We start from the raw sequence: 14,525 nt of genomic DNA on the forward strand, positions 1-14,525 counted from the left end.
ATGGCACCTACCAATTGGATGGGGGCTTTCGGCCGGGCCCAGGCCCTCGATCTCAGCCACGATCTCGAGCGGGGTTACGAATCGGCCCTGTTGATCCAGAGCATTGAGCTGGAGCATTACAACGATCGCCCTGTGCGGCCTGAACTCGACTTGCGCATTCCGCGGGCGGCCCAGGCCCAGCTGCTGCGCCGCTTCCGGGCGGCCCTGGAGGTGTGTCGTCAGTCGCTCCTCACCTTGGAGCCCAACCGCGCGGAGCTGGCGGGTCAGGAGATTCGTCAGTTTCAACTGATTGAAACCATGGTGGCCCGCTACGGCGCCAAACGGGAGCCCCTGCCCGCGATTAGCCGCTCTCCAGAGGTGCTGCCCCGCAGCCTGATCGGCGTGGTCGACCAGGTGCGACGACAACTCGATCCGGAAGCGGAAGCCAATGTGGTGGCCGGCTTCCGCCGCCGGCGCGACTCCACCTTGGTGTCGCTTCGCGTGTTGTTGTTGCTGATTCTGGTGCCGGTGCTGGTGCAGCAGATCAGCCGCACCTATGTCGTGTCACCGCTGGTTGATCGCTTTGCCCCCGATAACGCCTTTCTCACCTACCCCAAACCCAAGCTTGAGGAGCAGGCCGTTGAAAAGTTGAGGGTCTTCCAGGCGGAAATTGAGTTTGACGCCCTGCTGAACGGCAACCCCTTACCGAGCCGAGAGGAATTGCAGGCCCAGTTGGCCAGTCGGGCCCAGGAGCTCAAGGAGGAGGCTGATCTGGAGAGCACCCACGCCATCAAGAACGTGTTGGCTGATCTGGGCGGCTTGTTGGGCTTTGTGCTGGTCTGCCTGTTCGGTCGTCGCGATCTACAGGTGCTGCGAGGTTTCCTTGATGAGCTGGTCTATGGCCTCAGCGATAGCGCCAAGGCCTTCGCGATCATTCTTTTTACCGATATCTTCGTGGGCTTCCATAGTCCAGAGGGCTGGACGGTGTTGCTCGATGGTGTTGCCCACCATCTCGGATTACCGGCCCGCGAGAACTTCATCATGTTGTTCATTGCCACATTCCCGGTGGTGCTGGCCACGGTGTTCAAGTACTGGATCTTCCGCTACCTCAACCGCGTTTCTCCCTCCTCCGTGGCCACTCTGCGCAACATGAACGGTGGTGGCTGAGACTTGCCCGCGCTTTGCGCTGGTGCTGGGTCCGGCCCGCAGCGGCAAGAGCCGCTGGGCCGAACATCTGGCACATCAATCAGGCTTGCCGGTCTCCTACCTGGCCACAGGCCCCCGTCCTGCGGCCCACGATCCGGCCTGGCAAGCCCGCGTCTCGGCCCATCGCAACCGACGTCCACCAGGGTGGACCACCCTCGAGGTGGGTGCCGAGCTCTGCTCAGCCCTTAAGGCCCTCCAGCCCCCTGGCCTGGCCCTGGTGGATTCCCTCGGGACCTGGGTTGCGGCTGGCCTTGACCACGATGCTGAGAGCTGGAGGGATCAATGCGCTGCCCTCTCGGCCAGCCTCAGCGCCTGTGCGGTGCCCGTGGTGCTTGTCAGTGAGCAGGCAGGCTGGGGGGTCGTTCCCGCCACGGCCATCGGTGGGCTGTTCCGGGATCGCCTCGGTGCCCTGGAGCAGCAGCTGGTTCCCCTCTGCGACGCCCTGTGGTTGGTGGTAGCTGGCCGGGCCTTCGATCTGCGGGCCCACAGTGTGGCCGTGCCCGCGGGATGACCATGCCGCAGATTGTGCTGTACCAGCCAGAGATCCCGCCCAACACGGGCAATGTGGCCCGCACCTGCGCAGCGACCGGTACCCCCCTGCACCTGGTTGAACCCCTGGGGTTCTCGATCGATGATCGCCAGCTCAAGCGGGCCGGGCTCGACTACTGGCCGCTCGTGCCGTTGCAGCGCCATGCCAGCTGGCCCGCGTTCGCCGATCACCGCAAAGCCTTAGGGGGACGGCTGATTGCCCTCAGCAGCCATGCGTGCCAGTCCTATCTCGACTGGCGCTTCGGTCCTGACGACTGGCTGCTGTTCGGCCGGGAGAGTGATGGGTTGCCCAGCGACGTGCTGGGTTGCGCCGATGTGGCCCTCACGATCCCGATGGCCCGGGCGGCGCGCCCAGATCGCTGCGGGGTACGCAGCCTCAACCTGTCGGTGGCGGTGGCGGTGGTGCTGTTTGAGTGCCTGCGGCAACAGGATTTCCTGACGCTGCCGGGATCGCAGGCCACCACAAGCATTTAGAGCCTTGGAACGTCTCCGTTGTTGCCAACATCACTTGTGGCCTTGGGTTCCGTCCGCTACTCTCTGCCCGGCTCGGGGATGGCGGCTTCTCCACGAGCTTTGTCCGATGGGAAGAACTGCATGAAGCCTTTGCAAACGAGTCTGCGAATCCTGATCCCCTGTGCTGTGGCCGTTCCGGCCGTGGTCGTCGCTCTGGTCCCCGCCGACATCGACAAGGCTTCCATCGATATCGAGATCGCCGCCCTGCCTTCACCCAGCACCGACAGGATCTGGGTCAAGGTGCGCCAGCCGATCAGCGTTGAAGAACTCTCCAGCAGTTTGAAGCTCGACGAGGAGCGCCTCGCCAGGCTCAATGACGTCAACGAGGATCACAGGTTTCGACAAGGCGACTGGCTGGTGGTGCCCAGCCAGCAGACCCGTCAGATCAAGCAACTGGCGTCGATTGACACCAGTGAGTTGCGTCGTACCCCACCGCTGCAATCCCTGCCCCCCGTCGAAGAGCGCACCGAGGTTCGCTTCGGGGACACGTTGCTCAAGATCGCTCAGCGCTACGGCCTGACCCTGCAGGATCTGCTTCGCCTCAATCCAGGTCTGGAAACGGCTCGGTTGGTGGTTGGCAGTCAGGTGCGGCTCGCCCAGTCGGCGCCGGGCCGCACCCGAATGACCCTTGGTCTCAAGCCAACCAGCAGCGGTGGAGTCAGCTGGCCTGAGTTGCCTGGTTTCGACGAGCTCAACAAGCCCTTTGACGGCCCGAGCTCAGCACAAGGCTGGATCTGGCCGACCAAGGGCGTGTTCAGCTCCGGCTACGGCTGGCGTTGGGGGCGGATGCACAAGGGCATCGACGTGGCCAACAATGTCGGTACGCCGATCGTGGCCGCCAAGGCAGGTCGTGTCGTCTTCTCCGGCTGGCACGACGGCGGCTATGGCTATCTGGTCACCCTCGCCCATTCCGATGGCAGCCGCTCGCTGTATGCCCATAACAGCCGCTTGATGGTGCGGGTGGGCCAGGAGGTGGAACAGGGCAGCTTGATTTCTCACATGGGCAGCACCGGACGCAGCACCGGCCCCCACCTTCACTTCGAGATTCATCCCCCCAGCGCAGGTGCCGCCAATCCGCTCCAATTCCTGCCCCCCAGAGCCTGACAGGGGTTGGGAGTAGGGCCTGATAAAGTCAGGTCACCGCGGCTCGGTAGCTCAGCTGGTTAGAGCGTGGGATTCATAACCCCAAGGTCGGGAGTTCAAGTCTCCCCCGAGCCATCTGCGCGTTTGCGCTTTCAACCCCGCCTTGGCGGGGTTTTTTGTTGACAACGTGCAAGCACGCCATCGGGCCCCTTCAGCGCAGCTCGACGGCATTGAGCCGGGCCAGGAAGGAAGCGGACTCTTCAACGGTCTGTTCAGCCAGCAGCTGGACGGGCTGGGGTGCGGCAGCGGCGGCGGCACGGCGTGCCCGGGCATAGCCCTGGGAGCGCCCCTCGATGGCGCGGATCAGCGACTTGCTGCGGTTCACTTCGCCAATGCTCTGCCCCTCCTTGGGGCGTACCAGCGGGTTGCCCTTCAATTCGGTGCGCAGCTGATTCAGCAGCCGAAAGTGACCAGTGGTGTTGTATTTCCGCAGCACAGTTGGCTCCCAGGCCATGGTTGCTCTTCTCTTTGGAACAGGACTTCTGCCAGCCTATGGCCGCAGCGCCCGACCAGCCGTGATAAATTGTTGAGGTTGCAACTGGAAGTCGGTCCGACTTTGGCCTGACCTGTGCTTTCTTGCTTTGTCTGCCAGGCCTCTGGATTCAGGAAGCGAGAGCGGCAGAAGCGGTCGGTCAATTCCAGCGGCGTTCAATCCTTTCTCACCCCATCCAGCATGTCCCGGCTCGTTGGCCTGCAGGCTCCCGATTTCACCGCCACCGCCGTGGTGGACCAAGAATTCAAGGAGATCACCCTCTCCCACTACCGCGGCAACTACGTGGTGCTGTTCTTCTATCCCCTCGACTTCACCTTCGTGTGCCCCACGGAGATCACCGCCTTCTCCGACCGTTACGGCGATTTCTCCAGCCGCAATTGCGAAGTGCTGGGCGTCTCGGTGGACAGCCAGTTCAGCCACCTGGCCTGGGTGCAGACCGACCGTAAGAACGGTGGCATCGGCGACATCGCCTATCCCCTGGTGGCCGACCTCAAGAAGGAGATCGCTCGCGCCTACGAGGTGCTCGACGAGGAAGCCGGCGTGGCCCTGCGCGGTCTGTTCATCATCGATCCCGATGGTGTGATCATGCAGAGCACCATCAACAACCTGCCCGTGGGCCGCAGCGTCGACGAGACCCTGCGTCTGCTGCAGGCCTTCCAGCACATCCGCAACAACCCCGACGAGGTCTGCCCGGCCAACTGGACCCCCGGCGACAAGACCATGAATCCTGATCCCGTCAAGAGCAAGGAGTTCTTCGCCGCTGTCAACTGACTTGTTCAGTTCGGGTGCGCAGCTTCAGCACCCGCAGGGGGCCTACGGGCCCCCTTTTTATGACCCTCGCTCAGCCTTTGAGGCTCGCCAGCAACCGGTGACCATCCAGGCCGCCGGTGACGGGATCGCAGGCCCGCTCGGGGTGGGGCATCAGGCCGAGCACGTTGCCGGTGGCATTGGTCAGGCCGGCCACATCCCCCACCGATCCATTCGGGTTGCTGGCATAGCGAAGCACCACCTGACCGTTGGCTTCCAATTCCGCCAGTTGTTGGGGGTCGCATTGGTAGCGCCCTTCCCCGTGGGCAATCGGCAGCACGATCTGCTCATCGTGGGCGTAGCCCTGCAACCAGCGGCACAATCCGGGCTGCACGCGCAAACCCGTGGGCTCGCACAGGAAGTGGAGTTTGGCGTTGCGGGTCAGGGCTCCGGGCAGCAGACCCAGCTCCGTGAGCACCTGAAATCCGTTGCAGATGCCGAGCACGGCGCCGCCGGCCTGGGCAAACTCCCGCAGCGACTCCAGCACGGGCGCAAAGCGGGCGATGGCGCCGCAGCGCAGGTAGTCGCCATAGCTGAAACCGCCAGGAATCACCACAGCGTCGAGGCCGCTGAGATCCCGGTCTTCATGCCAGAGGAAGCGGGTTGGCAGCCCCACGCAGCCCTCCAGGGCCCAGCGCACGTCCCGGTCGCAGTTGGAGCCAGGAAACACCACGATCCCCACCGTCATGGCTGCTGCTCCCCGTTGCTATCCAGCAGCTCCAGGCACCAGTTCTCGATCACCGGGTTGGCCAACAGCCGATCACTGAGCAATTCCAGCTGGCTCTGGGCGACCTGGCGATCGGGGGCCTCGAGCTCCAATTCAATCGATTTGCCGATGCGCAGCTGGCGGATGCCTTCCACCCCCAATCGAGCGGCAGCGGCCCTGGTGGCTTCTCCAGCCGGATCAAGCACCGATGGCCTGAGCGAAACCTGAACGCGAGCGCGGAAAACGGGCACCTGAGGAGCTGGAGGTTTGTTAAATCTTGGCAGCCCGGTGGTCCTTCACCCGCGCCGCTGATCAGCTTGAAGGCAGCCCCCTGTCCTCCGGCCGTGTCCCGGCTTAGCAGCCCATCTCCGCGCTGCCTGCATCGCTACCTGCATCGCGGCGCGCTGTAGGTTGTTGTGGGCTGCTCAGGAGCCCTCTTCCACCCCGCGGCCAGCCTGGCCGGCCCTTCGGTCCGTGAAGTGCCGGTGGCCGTGCCCCTTCGGTGCAGGGTTGGGGATGGGCCATGGCTGGGCTGCGCCATGGAGGTGGAGCAGCTTGGAGCCAGCTGGACCCTTGTGGTGGGCAAGCGCCGCATTGGCTTCCGCCACGACGGCTCGGGCATGGTGCGCATGCAGAACCAAATTCGCGGCCACCAGCGTGGATCGAGTGGTGGCGACTGGATCGCCGTGGAAACCTCCTGGATCGCCGGCCCGGCCCTCTGCTGGAACGGCGTCTGCGCCCAGGGTGACATTCCCCTCGACTAAGCGGCCCTGGTATTGAGCTGGTTGGCCTGCTGCAGGGAGGCTTCGATCGCCCCCTGGTCGAGTTGAAATCCCAGCACCACCAGCTCGAGCCCAGCGCGATGGGTGGCGGTGTTAGTTGGGGCAGCGCCCCCCGCGTCAAACCAGCACTCCAGGCGGGGGCCCACTGCCTGAATCTGCAGGGGACGGGCCTTGCCCGGCAGCCAAAGCCGTCCCTTGAGGCGGATCACTGCGCTTTGGCGCAGCAGCTGCGCCAGCTGTTGCTCCAAAGCCTGGCGCCCAAACGCACCTGGAAGATCCAGGGCCAGCGCTTCGATCGCTACATGGCTGTGATCGTGGTGCTCATGGTCGTGGTGCTCATGGTCGTGGTGGTCATGCTCATGGTGGGCATGCGCATCGTGGTGGCCTTCGTGATCATCAGAGCGATCGTTGCTGGCCCGGCGTTCCAGGCCCAGGACGAGCTCAGGATCGACGTTTCCGCGGGCAACCGGAAGCACAACGGCCCCTGGCCGAAGCAGGGGCTTGAGGCGCTGATGCACGGCCTCCATGGCCTCTGAGGCGAGGCAATCGGCACGGCTCATCAGCACCAGATCAGCCGCCTCCAGTTGCTCCGCAAACAACGCATCAATGGCTGTGGCGTGGTCGAGGCTGGGGTCGGCCAGGCGCTGCGCTTCGAGGGCTGCAGGATCGGCCACCACGCTGCCGGCAGTCAACGCCTCACCATCAACCATGGCCACCACCCCGTGGAGTCGGATCCGCGTGCGGATCTCGGGCCAGTGCAGGGCGGCAATCAAGGGCTCGGGCAGGGCCAGACCACTGGTCTCAACCACGATTCCATCGAGCTTGTCTGCCCGTTCCAGAAGCCGCTCCATGGTGGGAAGGAAGTCTTCCTGCACGGTGCAGCAGAGGCAGCCATTGGCCAACTCCACCAGCCGGCTCTCCACCTCGTCGTCGGGGCAGAAGCCACAGCTGCGCAGCAGGGCCCCATCGATGCCGACCTCACCGAATTCGTTGACCAGCACAGCCAGCCTTTGACCGCTGTGCAGCAACAAATGCCGCAACAAGGTTGTTTTGCCGGCACCCAGAAAACCGGTCACCACGGTGACCGGCAGGCGTCCGCTTGGGTTGGCCATCTCAGGCCGCCAGCCCGGCCAAGGCCCAGGTGCCGCCGCAGCCGATCAGGGCCAAGGCCAGCCAGCGCAGGGCGGTGGGGGAGAGGCGAGACACGGCAGGCCGCAGCACCACGAGAGACATCACCAACAGAGCTGCCTGGGAGAGCAGCAATCCAAAGCCGTAGGCCGTGAGCGGCATGGTGCTCCAGCCGAACACCGGGCCGCTCAGCACGTAGCCGTGCAGGGCCATCGCAGGCAACAGCGTCAGGGCTGGCAGGCGACGCAGCAACACCAAAGCCTCCACAACGAGGGTGGTTGCCACGAGGATCTCGGCCCCGGGCAAGCCAGGCCAGATGAGACCGGAGGCACTGCCCAGCAGACCCACCACCAGCAGGCCCAGGGCCCAGCGCAGGCGGCGCTGCAGTCCCACCAGGGAGAGCGCGAGCAGGAAGAGCAGGTGGTCTGGCCCCAACACCGGGTGGGCCAGACCGCTCAAGATCCCGTTCAGCACAGTCGGCTGCATCGCGCTGAGATCGGCGACGTGGTGAGCCAACGCCGGAGCTGCGCTCCAGAAGGGGATCAGGAACAGGGACGCCAGCAGGCCGAGGCCCAATGCCTGTGCGGCCTGGGGCGAGCCGAAACGATGCAAAGCCAGAGGTGTCATGGGGCCGGTCCGCGCCGTAGATCAATCAACACCGGCGGGCGTTCTGACTGGGCGGCTGGTCGAGACCAGTTCCCGGGAGGGGACGGATCGATCAAAAGCGCGCCTTCACAGCTGCGGGACAGCGCCGGATTTGCACCGGACTTTCCCCCTTACCTCCGGTGGCTGTTCCCCACCGGAACCGGTGCGCTAATGGTATCCGGCTGAAGCCCTACCGGCACGCCAGGCTGTCCCGGGTCTCCACCCCCGTCACCGGGTTGACCCCAGCGGCGCGTTTGCACAGTGCCTTCTGTTCCGGCAAATCCAGAACCGCATCAGTGAAGTCGGCACCTTCAATGTTGGCGCCCTTGAAGTGGCTCTGCATCAGCATGGCGTTGCGAAACAGGGCCCCGCGCAGGTCCGCATCTTCGAAATGGCTGGAAAAGGCCACCGCGTCCTCCAGGTTGGCCTCCCGCAGATCGGCGCCCTGCAGGTCGCTGCTGTTGAACACCGCACCCCGCAGATCTGCCGCGCTCAGATCAAAACCCGCCAGCGACGCTTTGAGAAATTCCTGCTGCTGCAGGTTGCGGCCGTGCATATCGGGCTGGAGATCCTGAAGTGAACGCTGGCTACGCAGCTCCGGAGCCGTAATGGCCGAGGCCGGCGCCACCCCCAAGCTCCACACCAGCACCAGCGTCAGGCACGCCACAACCCATCGGGACCAACGGCTCTCAGTTCTGGAGGAATGGGAGCCCATGGGCGCGCACTTACGGTGAGCCATCAAGTTATGTCAACCATGGCGATGGCCTTGCGGGTTGTAGTCCCGTCCCACCCCCTGATCGCCCACTGGCTGGGCGTGCTGCGGGATCGCCACACCCCCCCTGCTCTTTACGTCACGGCCACCGCTGAGCTCGGGCGATGGCTCACCTATGAGGCCCTGCGCGATTGGTTACCCCACCGGCGCCTGGTGCTCGATACCCACCTCGGTCCGTGTGAGGCCGATCTGGTTGATCCGGCGATTCCCTTGCTGGCCCTGCCCCATCTCACGGCGGGCCTAGGCCTCTGGCAGGGCGCCCAAACCGTCATTCCTGCGGCCCAAGTGCGGCACCTGTGGGACCACGGCGGAGTCCTGACCGGTCTGGATGGCCCGATTGAATCCCGCTGTGGAGTGCTGGTGTTCACAGCTGAACTGGCTGACGGGACGTCGTTAATCCAGCTGCTCGATCAATTGGCCACCCTCGGCGTAAGCGGCGATCGGCTGCGGGTGGTCACCGCTCTTGCTTCGGGGCCCGGTCTCAAGGCGGTGGGAGAACGCCATGGCGCCCTCACCTTGTACACGGCGGGGATCGATCCAGATCTCAATGAACCGGGTCAGATCGTGCCCGGTATCGGCCCGGTGGCCGAGCGCCTCTTTGGCGGCACGGTGGTTGCCACCCCGTGATGGAATCCAGCCCAGCCCATGCCTAGGCTGGTAAGAGAGCAACTGTCAGCAATGGGCGATCGCAACGGCTGTTCCACCCAAGGGGGCGGCGGATCGGCCCTCAGCGTCATGGCCGGGGCCGTGATCGGTGCCGCTGGTTTGGCCTGGTGGTTGCTGTCGGAGGCTGAACGGCGCCGCCAACAGCCTCGCCAGCCACGTTCCCTACGGCTCTCAGCCCTGCGGACCCCGGTGTCCGCCGAAGTTGGCACAGGCACGCCGAGCGAGCCGCACGAGCGCGACCTGCACGATCGCGTGCACGAGCTCAACCAGGCCATCGACAATGTGCGCCGTCAGCTGGAATCCATGAACACCCAAGGCTGAGGCCACTGGCGGCTCAGGGCCGGTGGGTAGGTTTTCCATCAGAGACACCGCAGCCGCCCATGCTTCGCTCCGCCGCGATTACCCAGGGGATCCAGCGCTCCCCCAACCGCGCCATGCTGCGGGCTGTTGGCTTCGGTGACGGCGATTTCAGCAAACCGATCATCGGCATTGCCAACGGTTACAGCACGATCACGCCGTGCAACCTCGGCTTGAACGAGCTGGCCCAACGGGCGGAAGCGGCTGCCCATGCGGCCGGGGCGATGCCCCAACTGTTCGGCACCATCACGGTGAGCGACGGCATTTCGATGGGCACCGAGGGGATGAAGTATTCCCTGGTAAGCCGGGAGGTGATCGCTGATTCGATTGAAACGGCCTGCAACGGCCAGAGCATGGATGCTCTGCTGGCGATCGGTGGCTGCGACAAAAACATGCCCGGCGCCATGTTGGCCATGGCCCGCATGAACATTCCTTCCATTTTTGTGTATGGCGGCACGATCAAGCCCGGCAAACTCGGCGCCTGCGATCTCACCGTGGTGAGCGCCTTTGAGGCGGTGGGCCAATACAGCGGCGGCCGCATTGACGAGCAGGAGCTCACGGCGATCGAGAAGAACGCCTGTCCGGGCGCCGGCAGCTGCGGCGGCATGTTTACCGCCAACACGATGAGCGCCGCCTTTGAGGTGCTGGGTCTGAGCCTGCCGTACAGCTCCACCATGGCGGCCGAGGATCCCGAAAAGGCCGATAGCGCCGCCCGCAGCGCCGAGGTGCTGGTCGAAGCAATCAAAGCCAACATCTGCCCCCGCGATCTGCTCACGCGGGAAGCCTTTGAGAACGCCATCAGCGTGATCATGGCGGTGGGTGGATCGACCAACTCGGTGCTGCACCTGCTGGCCGTGGCCCGCACCGCCGGGGTGGATCTCTCCATCGACGACTTCGAGACCATCCGCCAACGGGTGCCGGTGATCTGCGACCTCAAGCCCAGCGGCCGTTACGTGACCGTGGACCTCCACCAGGCCGGAGGGATTCCCCAGGTGATGAAGCTGCTACTCGATGCCGGTCTGCTTCACGGCAACTGCAAAACCATCGAGGGCAAGACCCTCAAACAGGTGCTCGCTGAGGTGCCCTCTGAGCCCCCCGCCGGACAGGACGTGATCCGCCCCCTGAGCAATCCGCTCTACGCGAAAGGCCACCTGGCGATTCTCAAGGGCAACCTGGCCGAAGAAGGCGCTGTGGCCAAGATCAGTGGTGTCAAGAATCCTGTGATCACTGGCCCGGCCCGGGTGTTTGAAAGCGAGGAGACCTGCCTGGCCGCCATCCTCGACAAGCAGATCAAACCCGGTGATGTGGTGGTGGTACGCCAGGAGGGACCCGTTGGTGGACCCGGCATGCGCGAGATGCTGAGCCCCACCGCCGCGATCGTTGGCCAGGGGATGCTGGACTCGGTGGCCCTGATCACCGACGGTCGTTTTTCCGGCGGCTCCTTTGGCCTGGTGGTGGGTCACGTGGCCCCCGAGGCCGCCGTGGGTGGCACCATCGGCTTGGTGAACGAGGGCGACAGCATCACCGTGGACGCCAACCAGCTGCTGATCCAGCTCAATGTGAGCGACGATGAGATCGCTCAGCGCCGTGCGGCCTGGACCAGGCCCGAACCCCGCTACAAAACGGGAGTGCTGGGCAAATACGCCCGTCAGGTGAGCTCCAGCAGCCTGGGGGCCGTCACCGATCAACCCTGACCCTCAGTCGACGGGAATCAACAGGGCCCTGAGCCGCCTCGCCAGGGCCTCCAGGGGCGCACCATCTGCAGGCCGCTCACAGCGCAGACCCGATTCAGCCTCCATCCACACCGGATGGCTCCCCTGCCACAACAGTGGGCGATCAGGCCCCTGACACCACGCCAACGTGAGGTTGAGATCGCCACCACTGCGGTAGATCTCCAGCTCCAGATCGCCATCGGGCCAACGCTCGCCATCGGAATGGCGTGCCTCCAGCCGCAGGCAGCAATCGTCACAGCTCTCCGCTTCACCCACCAGCAGCACCGCATGCCGCAGCGGTTTGCGGCAGAGATCGGCCGCGGCGGCCACCAACTGCTGCAGGTTGCTGTTGACCAGCTCAGGGGTAGGCACGGATGGCGTGCAGTTCCAGGTGGATCGGGCCGGCTCGAAAGCCTGCATTCAACCCCCCATCATCGGCGAAACGGGAATGCAGCAGTTGCAGCCTTGTGATCCGGCTCGCATCAAAACGCACTGGCAGGCCGACTGGTTTGGCGCGCACGGAGGCTGTCAGGTCGGCGAAGGGAATCCGCACCAGCGTCATTCCCGAGTTTGCCGTGCCGAATTCGACCACCCAACGCAGGCCACCAGGGATCAGATTGGTGAGCCCGCCCAAGCCGTCGGCACAGGCCACCGCCAGCTTGAACCGGCGTCCATCGCCCACCAGCTCCAGCTCCAGGCCACTGCAGCTGGAGAGATCCAAGGGCGGTGAAAACAGGGGCGAGCGGCAGCTGATGAAGCCACCCCCCTCAGCAATCAAGGTGCCTTCAAACACCAGGCCCGTGGGGCCGATGCGGCAGGCGCCCTGGCTGCGTCCGCCCATCACGGTGTCGTTGAGGGCATGCCAGCCGCTGAAACCGTCGCCTGCGGCAACCGGGATCATCGTTGCAGCCCTGCAGCTGCATCCCGATCGGCCAGGATCATCACCTCATCAGCCGGTTGAACGAGCTTGGCTGGGGTGCGCTCGGGCGATTCCAAGGGATCCAGCAAGCGCTGCAAGGCCTGCACCTTGCCAGCACCACTCACCAAGAACAGCACCTGACGCGCCGCCGAGAGCGTGGGGGCGGTGAGGGTGACGCGAGGCAGCCCCTTGCCCTCCCCCAGGGTGACCGCCCGATCCGTGATGGTTGGTGCGGCCGTTCCTGGAAACAGGGAGGCGGTGTGACCATCGTCACCGAGCCCCAGCAAGACCAGATCGAGGGCCGGTGGTGTGCCCCCGCACAGTTGCTGCACCAGGCCGGCATAGGCCTCAGCACCCTCCTGCGGGCTACTGAGCTCCGTGGGTACCGGATGAAGACAGGCGTGGCTGCCGGGTGCTTCCGCCATCAGGGTCTCCCGCAACATGCGGGCGTTGCTGGAAGGGTCGCTGCTGCTCACCCAACGCTCATCACCCAGCAAGACATCCACCCGATCCCAGGGCAGATGTTGTTGGCCCAGTTGCCTGTAGGTGGCCCGGGGGGTCTCACCGCCAGCCAGGGCGATCTGGGCCCGATCCCGCTCCGCCAGCACCAGATCCAAGGCCGAAGCGATCGCCTGGGCCGTCTGCCGAGCCAGGTCTTCGGCCGATTCGGCCACGATCAGCCGATAGCGGGTTGGGGAATTGCTGGAGGAGGGGGGGTGTGACTGCATCAGTCGAGCCACTCGGTGTGAAAATTGCCAGGGCGATCGACCCGCTCGTAGGTGTGGGAGCCGAAGCAGTCGCGCATCGCCTGGACCAGGTTCTGGGGCAGGCGGCCACTGCGGTAGCTGTCGATGTAGTCGAGGGTGCTGCTCAGGCAGGGCACGGGGATGCCTGCAAGGGCGGCTCCAGCCACCACCTGACGCAGGCCAGGGAGGCGGCGGTTGATCTGCTCAGCAAACCAGGGATCGAGCATCAGGTTGGCCAGGCCGGGGTTGGCGCCATAGGCGTTCTGAATCCGTTGCAACAGCCGTGCCCGAATGATGCAGCCCCCTTTCCAGATCTGACCGATAGCCGAAAAATTGAGGTTGTAGTTGTGCAGCTTTGAGGCTTCCTGCAGCAGGGCCATGCCCTGGCCATAGCTGACGATGCAGGCGGCGATGCAGGCATCCCGCAGGGGGGCCATGCCGTCGCCGGGGGTTCCGAGCGCAAAGGCATGGGGCGCCGGTGCGGGCAACAGTGCTCCTGCCGTCAGCCGTTCGGAGCGCAACGAGCTCAGCACCCGGGCATTGAGAGCCGCGTAGATGGTGGGGACGGGTACGCCCATCTCCAGCGCACTCACCACGGTCCAGAGGCCAGTGCCTTTTTGGCCAGCGGCATCCACAATGGCTTCCACGAGATCGGCGCCGCTGTCGGGGTCTTTGGTGCGCAGGCACACCTCGGTGATCTCCACCAGGAAGGAGGCCAGCTCTTCGGTGTCGTTCCAACCGGCGAGCACATCCGCCATCTGATCGCCGTTCATACCGGCCACGCGCATCATCAGGTCGTAGGCCTCGGCCAGGATCTGCTCAATGCCGTATTCGATGCCGTTGTGCACCGTCTTGACGAAGTGGCCAGCACCACCCGGGCCGATGTAGGTGACACAGGGGCCATCATTGACCTGTGCGGCCATCTTGCGCACCAAAGGCTCGATGGCGTCGTAGGCAGCCTTGGTGCCACCTGGCATCATGCTCGGCCCCTCGAGGGCTCCCTTGGCTCCGCCGGACACCCCCATACCGATGTAGCCAAAGCTCTTGCTCTCCAGCTCCGCCACCCGCCGTTCCGTATCGGCATAGAGGGAGTTGCCACCGTCGATCAGCAGATCGCCCTCCTCCAGGAAAGGAGAGATGGATGCGATGGTGTCGTCCACCGGTTGACCGGCTTTGACCATCATCAGGATCCGCCGGGGTCGCTCCAGGCTCGCCACAAACTCCTGAAGGGTGGCTGCTCCGATGATGTCCTTGCCGGCGCCACGGCCAGCCAAGAACTCCTCGGTTTTGGCGTAGGTGCGGTTGTAAACGACGGAGGAGTATCCATTGCGCTCCGCATTGAGCACAAGATTTTCTCCCATCACACCAAGACCAATCAGGCCGAAATGTGCCTTACCCATGG

19 protein-coding genes, 1 tRNA gene and 1 riboswitch are annotated in these 14,525 nt (G+C 64.7%); of the genes, 10 read left to right on the top strand and 10 right to left on the bottom strand.

Features of this window, described 5'->3' with window-relative positions; all coding sequences use genetic code 11:
- The 5 genes from pxcA to KBY65_RS06700 all read left to right on the top strand — a co-directional run bounded on the left by pxcA (position 1) and on the right by KBY65_RS06700 (position 3,465).
- Positions 1-1,146 (top strand): proton extrusion protein PcxA, encoded by a 1,146-nt coding sequence (pxcA, locus tag KBY65_RS06680; protein ID WP_255000948.1) that lies wholly within the window; start codon positions 1-3, stop codon positions 1,144-1,146.
- The gene (gene cobU / locus KBY65_RS06685) at positions 1,136-1,696 is read left to right on the top strand and encodes a bifunctional adenosylcobinamide kinase/adenosylcobinamide-phosphate guanylyltransferase (protein WP_094559619.1); all 561 of its coding nucleotides are present in this window, start codon (positions 1,136-1,138) and stop codon (positions 1,694-1,696) included. Before pxcA ends, cobU begins: the two co-directional genes overlap by 11 nt.
- Positions 1,697-1,698: 2 nt before the next feature.
- Positions 1,699-2,208, top strand: coding sequence for a tRNA (cytidine(34)-2'-O)-methyltransferase (locus KBY65_RS06690; RefSeq protein WP_094559663.1), 510 nt, complete (start codon positions 1,699-1,701; stop codon positions 2,206-2,208).
- Positions 2,209-2,388: 180 nt separating this feature from the next.
- Positions 2,389-3,351: a M23 family metallopeptidase gene (locus tag KBY65_RS06695; RefSeq protein WP_315860046.1), complete on the top strand. Its 963-nt coding sequence runs from the start codon at positions 2,389-2,391 to the stop codon at positions 3,349-3,351.
- Positions 3,352-3,391: 40 nt separating this feature from the next.
- Positions 3,392-3,465, top strand: a tRNA-Met gene (locus KBY65_RS06700).
- Positions 3,466-3,541: 76 nt separating this feature from the next.
- Here KBY65_RS06700 and KBY65_RS06705 read toward each other — a convergent pair.
- A complete protein-coding gene (locus KBY65_RS06705; RefSeq protein ID WP_255000950.1) occupies positions 3,542-3,844 on the bottom strand; it encodes a hypothetical protein in 303 nt (100 codons plus the stop codon).
- A 219-nt stretch (positions 3,845-4,063) separates the two neighbouring features.
- Here KBY65_RS06705 and KBY65_RS06710 point away from each other — a divergent pair, with 219 nt between their 5' ends.
- Positions 4,064-4,654: a peroxiredoxin gene (locus KBY65_RS06710; protein WP_255000951.1), complete on the top strand. Its 591-nt coding sequence runs from the start codon at positions 4,064-4,066 to the stop codon at positions 4,652-4,654.
- 70 nt (positions 4,655-4,724) lie between these two features.
- On the opposite strand, the gene purQ is transcribed toward KBY65_RS06710, so the two are convergent.
- Both purQ and purS read right to left on the bottom strand, forming a co-directional pair.
- Positions 4,725-5,378: a phosphoribosylformylglycinamidine synthase subunit PurQ gene (purQ, locus tag KBY65_RS06715; protein ID WP_094559615.1), complete on the bottom strand. Its 654-nt coding sequence runs from the start codon at positions 5,376-5,378 to the stop codon at positions 4,725-4,727.
- A complete protein-coding gene (purS, locus tag KBY65_RS06720) occupies positions 5,375-5,647 on the bottom strand; it encodes a phosphoribosylformylglycinamidine synthase subunit PurS (protein ID WP_094559614.1) in 273 nt (90 codons plus the stop codon). Before purS ends, purQ begins: the two co-directional genes overlap by 4 nt.
- Before the next feature lie 234 nt (positions 5,648-5,881).
- Between purS and KBY65_RS06725 the strand changes: the two genes are divergently transcribed.
- Entirely contained in the window at positions 5,882-6,160 is a 279-nt protein-coding gene (locus KBY65_RS06725; RefSeq protein ID WP_233128471.1) for a hypothetical protein, read from the top strand.
- On the opposite strand, the gene KBY65_RS06730 is transcribed toward KBY65_RS06725, so the two are convergent.
- The 3 genes from KBY65_RS06730 to KBY65_RS06740 all read right to left on the bottom strand — a co-directional run bounded on the left by KBY65_RS06730 (position 6,157) and on the right by KBY65_RS06740 (position 8,666).
- Positions 6,157-7,290, bottom strand: a complete 1,134-nt coding sequence (locus KBY65_RS06730) for a GTP-binding protein (protein WP_255000952.1) — start codon at positions 7,288-7,290, stop codon at positions 6,157-6,159. The two genes, KBY65_RS06725 and KBY65_RS06730, sit on opposite strands and share 4 nt — an antisense overlap.
- A gap of 1 nt (position 7,291) precedes the next feature.
- Entirely contained in the window at positions 7,292-7,933 is a 642-nt protein-coding gene (locus tag KBY65_RS06735; protein WP_094559612.1) for a HupE/UreJ family protein, read from the bottom strand.
- 15 nt (positions 7,934-7,948) lie between these two features.
- Positions 7,949-8,131, bottom strand: a riboswitch (cobalamin riboswitch).
- Positions 8,132-8,141: 10 nt separating this feature from the next.
- Positions 8,142-8,666 (bottom strand): pentapeptide repeat-containing protein, encoded by a 525-nt coding sequence (locus KBY65_RS06740; protein ID WP_094559611.1) that lies wholly within the window; start codon positions 8,664-8,666, stop codon positions 8,142-8,144.
- 39 nt (positions 8,667-8,705) lie between these two features.
- On the opposite strand from KBY65_RS06740, the gene KBY65_RS06745 reads away from it, so the two are divergent.
- From KBY65_RS06745 to ilvD, 3 genes are read left to right on the top strand one after another with little or no spacing between them, the layout of a single operon-like run.
- Positions 8,706-9,350 carry a uracil phosphoribosyltransferase gene (locus KBY65_RS06745; RefSeq protein ID WP_255000953.1) on the top strand — a complete coding sequence of 215 codons (645 nt, stop codon included), beginning with the start codon at positions 8,706-8,708 and terminating at the stop codon, positions 9,348-9,350.
- Between the two features lie 51 nt (positions 9,351-9,401).
- On the top strand, positions 9,402-9,710 hold the full coding sequence (locus KBY65_RS06750) for a hypothetical protein (protein WP_094559609.1): 309 nt from the start codon (positions 9,402-9,404) through the stop codon (positions 9,708-9,710).
- Positions 9,711-9,769: 59 nt separating this feature from the next.
- On the top strand, positions 9,770-11,440 hold the full coding sequence (gene ilvD / locus KBY65_RS06755; RefSeq protein ID WP_255000954.1) for a dihydroxy-acid dehydratase: 1,671 nt from the start codon (positions 9,770-9,772) through the stop codon (positions 11,438-11,440).
- 3 nt (positions 11,441-11,443) lie between these two features.
- Here ilvD and KBY65_RS06760 read toward each other — a convergent pair whose 3' ends face one another.
- From KBY65_RS06760 to gndA, 4 genes are read right to left on the bottom strand one after another with little or no spacing between them, the layout of a single operon-like run.
- Positions 11,444-11,830: a hypothetical protein gene (locus KBY65_RS06760; RefSeq protein WP_255000955.1), complete on the bottom strand. Its 387-nt coding sequence runs from the start codon at positions 11,828-11,830 to the stop codon at positions 11,444-11,446.
- The gene (locus tag KBY65_RS06765; RefSeq protein ID WP_094559606.1) at positions 11,817-12,359 is read right to left on the bottom strand and encodes a CIA30 family protein; all 543 of its coding nucleotides are present in this window, start codon (positions 12,357-12,359) and stop codon (positions 11,817-11,819) included. Before KBY65_RS06765 ends, KBY65_RS06760 begins: the two co-directional genes overlap by 14 nt.
- Positions 12,356-13,105: a 6-phosphogluconolactonase gene (gene pgl / locus KBY65_RS06770; RefSeq protein WP_255000957.1), complete on the bottom strand. Its 750-nt coding sequence runs from the start codon at positions 13,103-13,105 to the stop codon at positions 12,356-12,358. Before pgl ends, KBY65_RS06765 begins: the two co-directional genes overlap by 4 nt.
- On the bottom strand, positions 13,105-14,523 hold the full coding sequence (gene gndA, locus KBY65_RS06775) for an NADP-dependent phosphogluconate dehydrogenase (RefSeq protein ID WP_255000958.1): 1,419 nt from the start codon (positions 14,521-14,523) through the stop codon (positions 13,105-13,107). The genes pgl and gndA overlap by 1 nt, the downstream gene beginning before the upstream one ends.
- Positions 14,524-14,525 lie beyond the last annotated feature (2 nt).

Source organism: Cyanobium sp. Alchichica 3B3-8F6, from assembly GCF_024346435.1.
Classification (GTDB): Bacteria; Cyanobacteriota; Cyanobacteriia; order PCC-6307; family Cyanobiaceae; genus Cyanobium_A.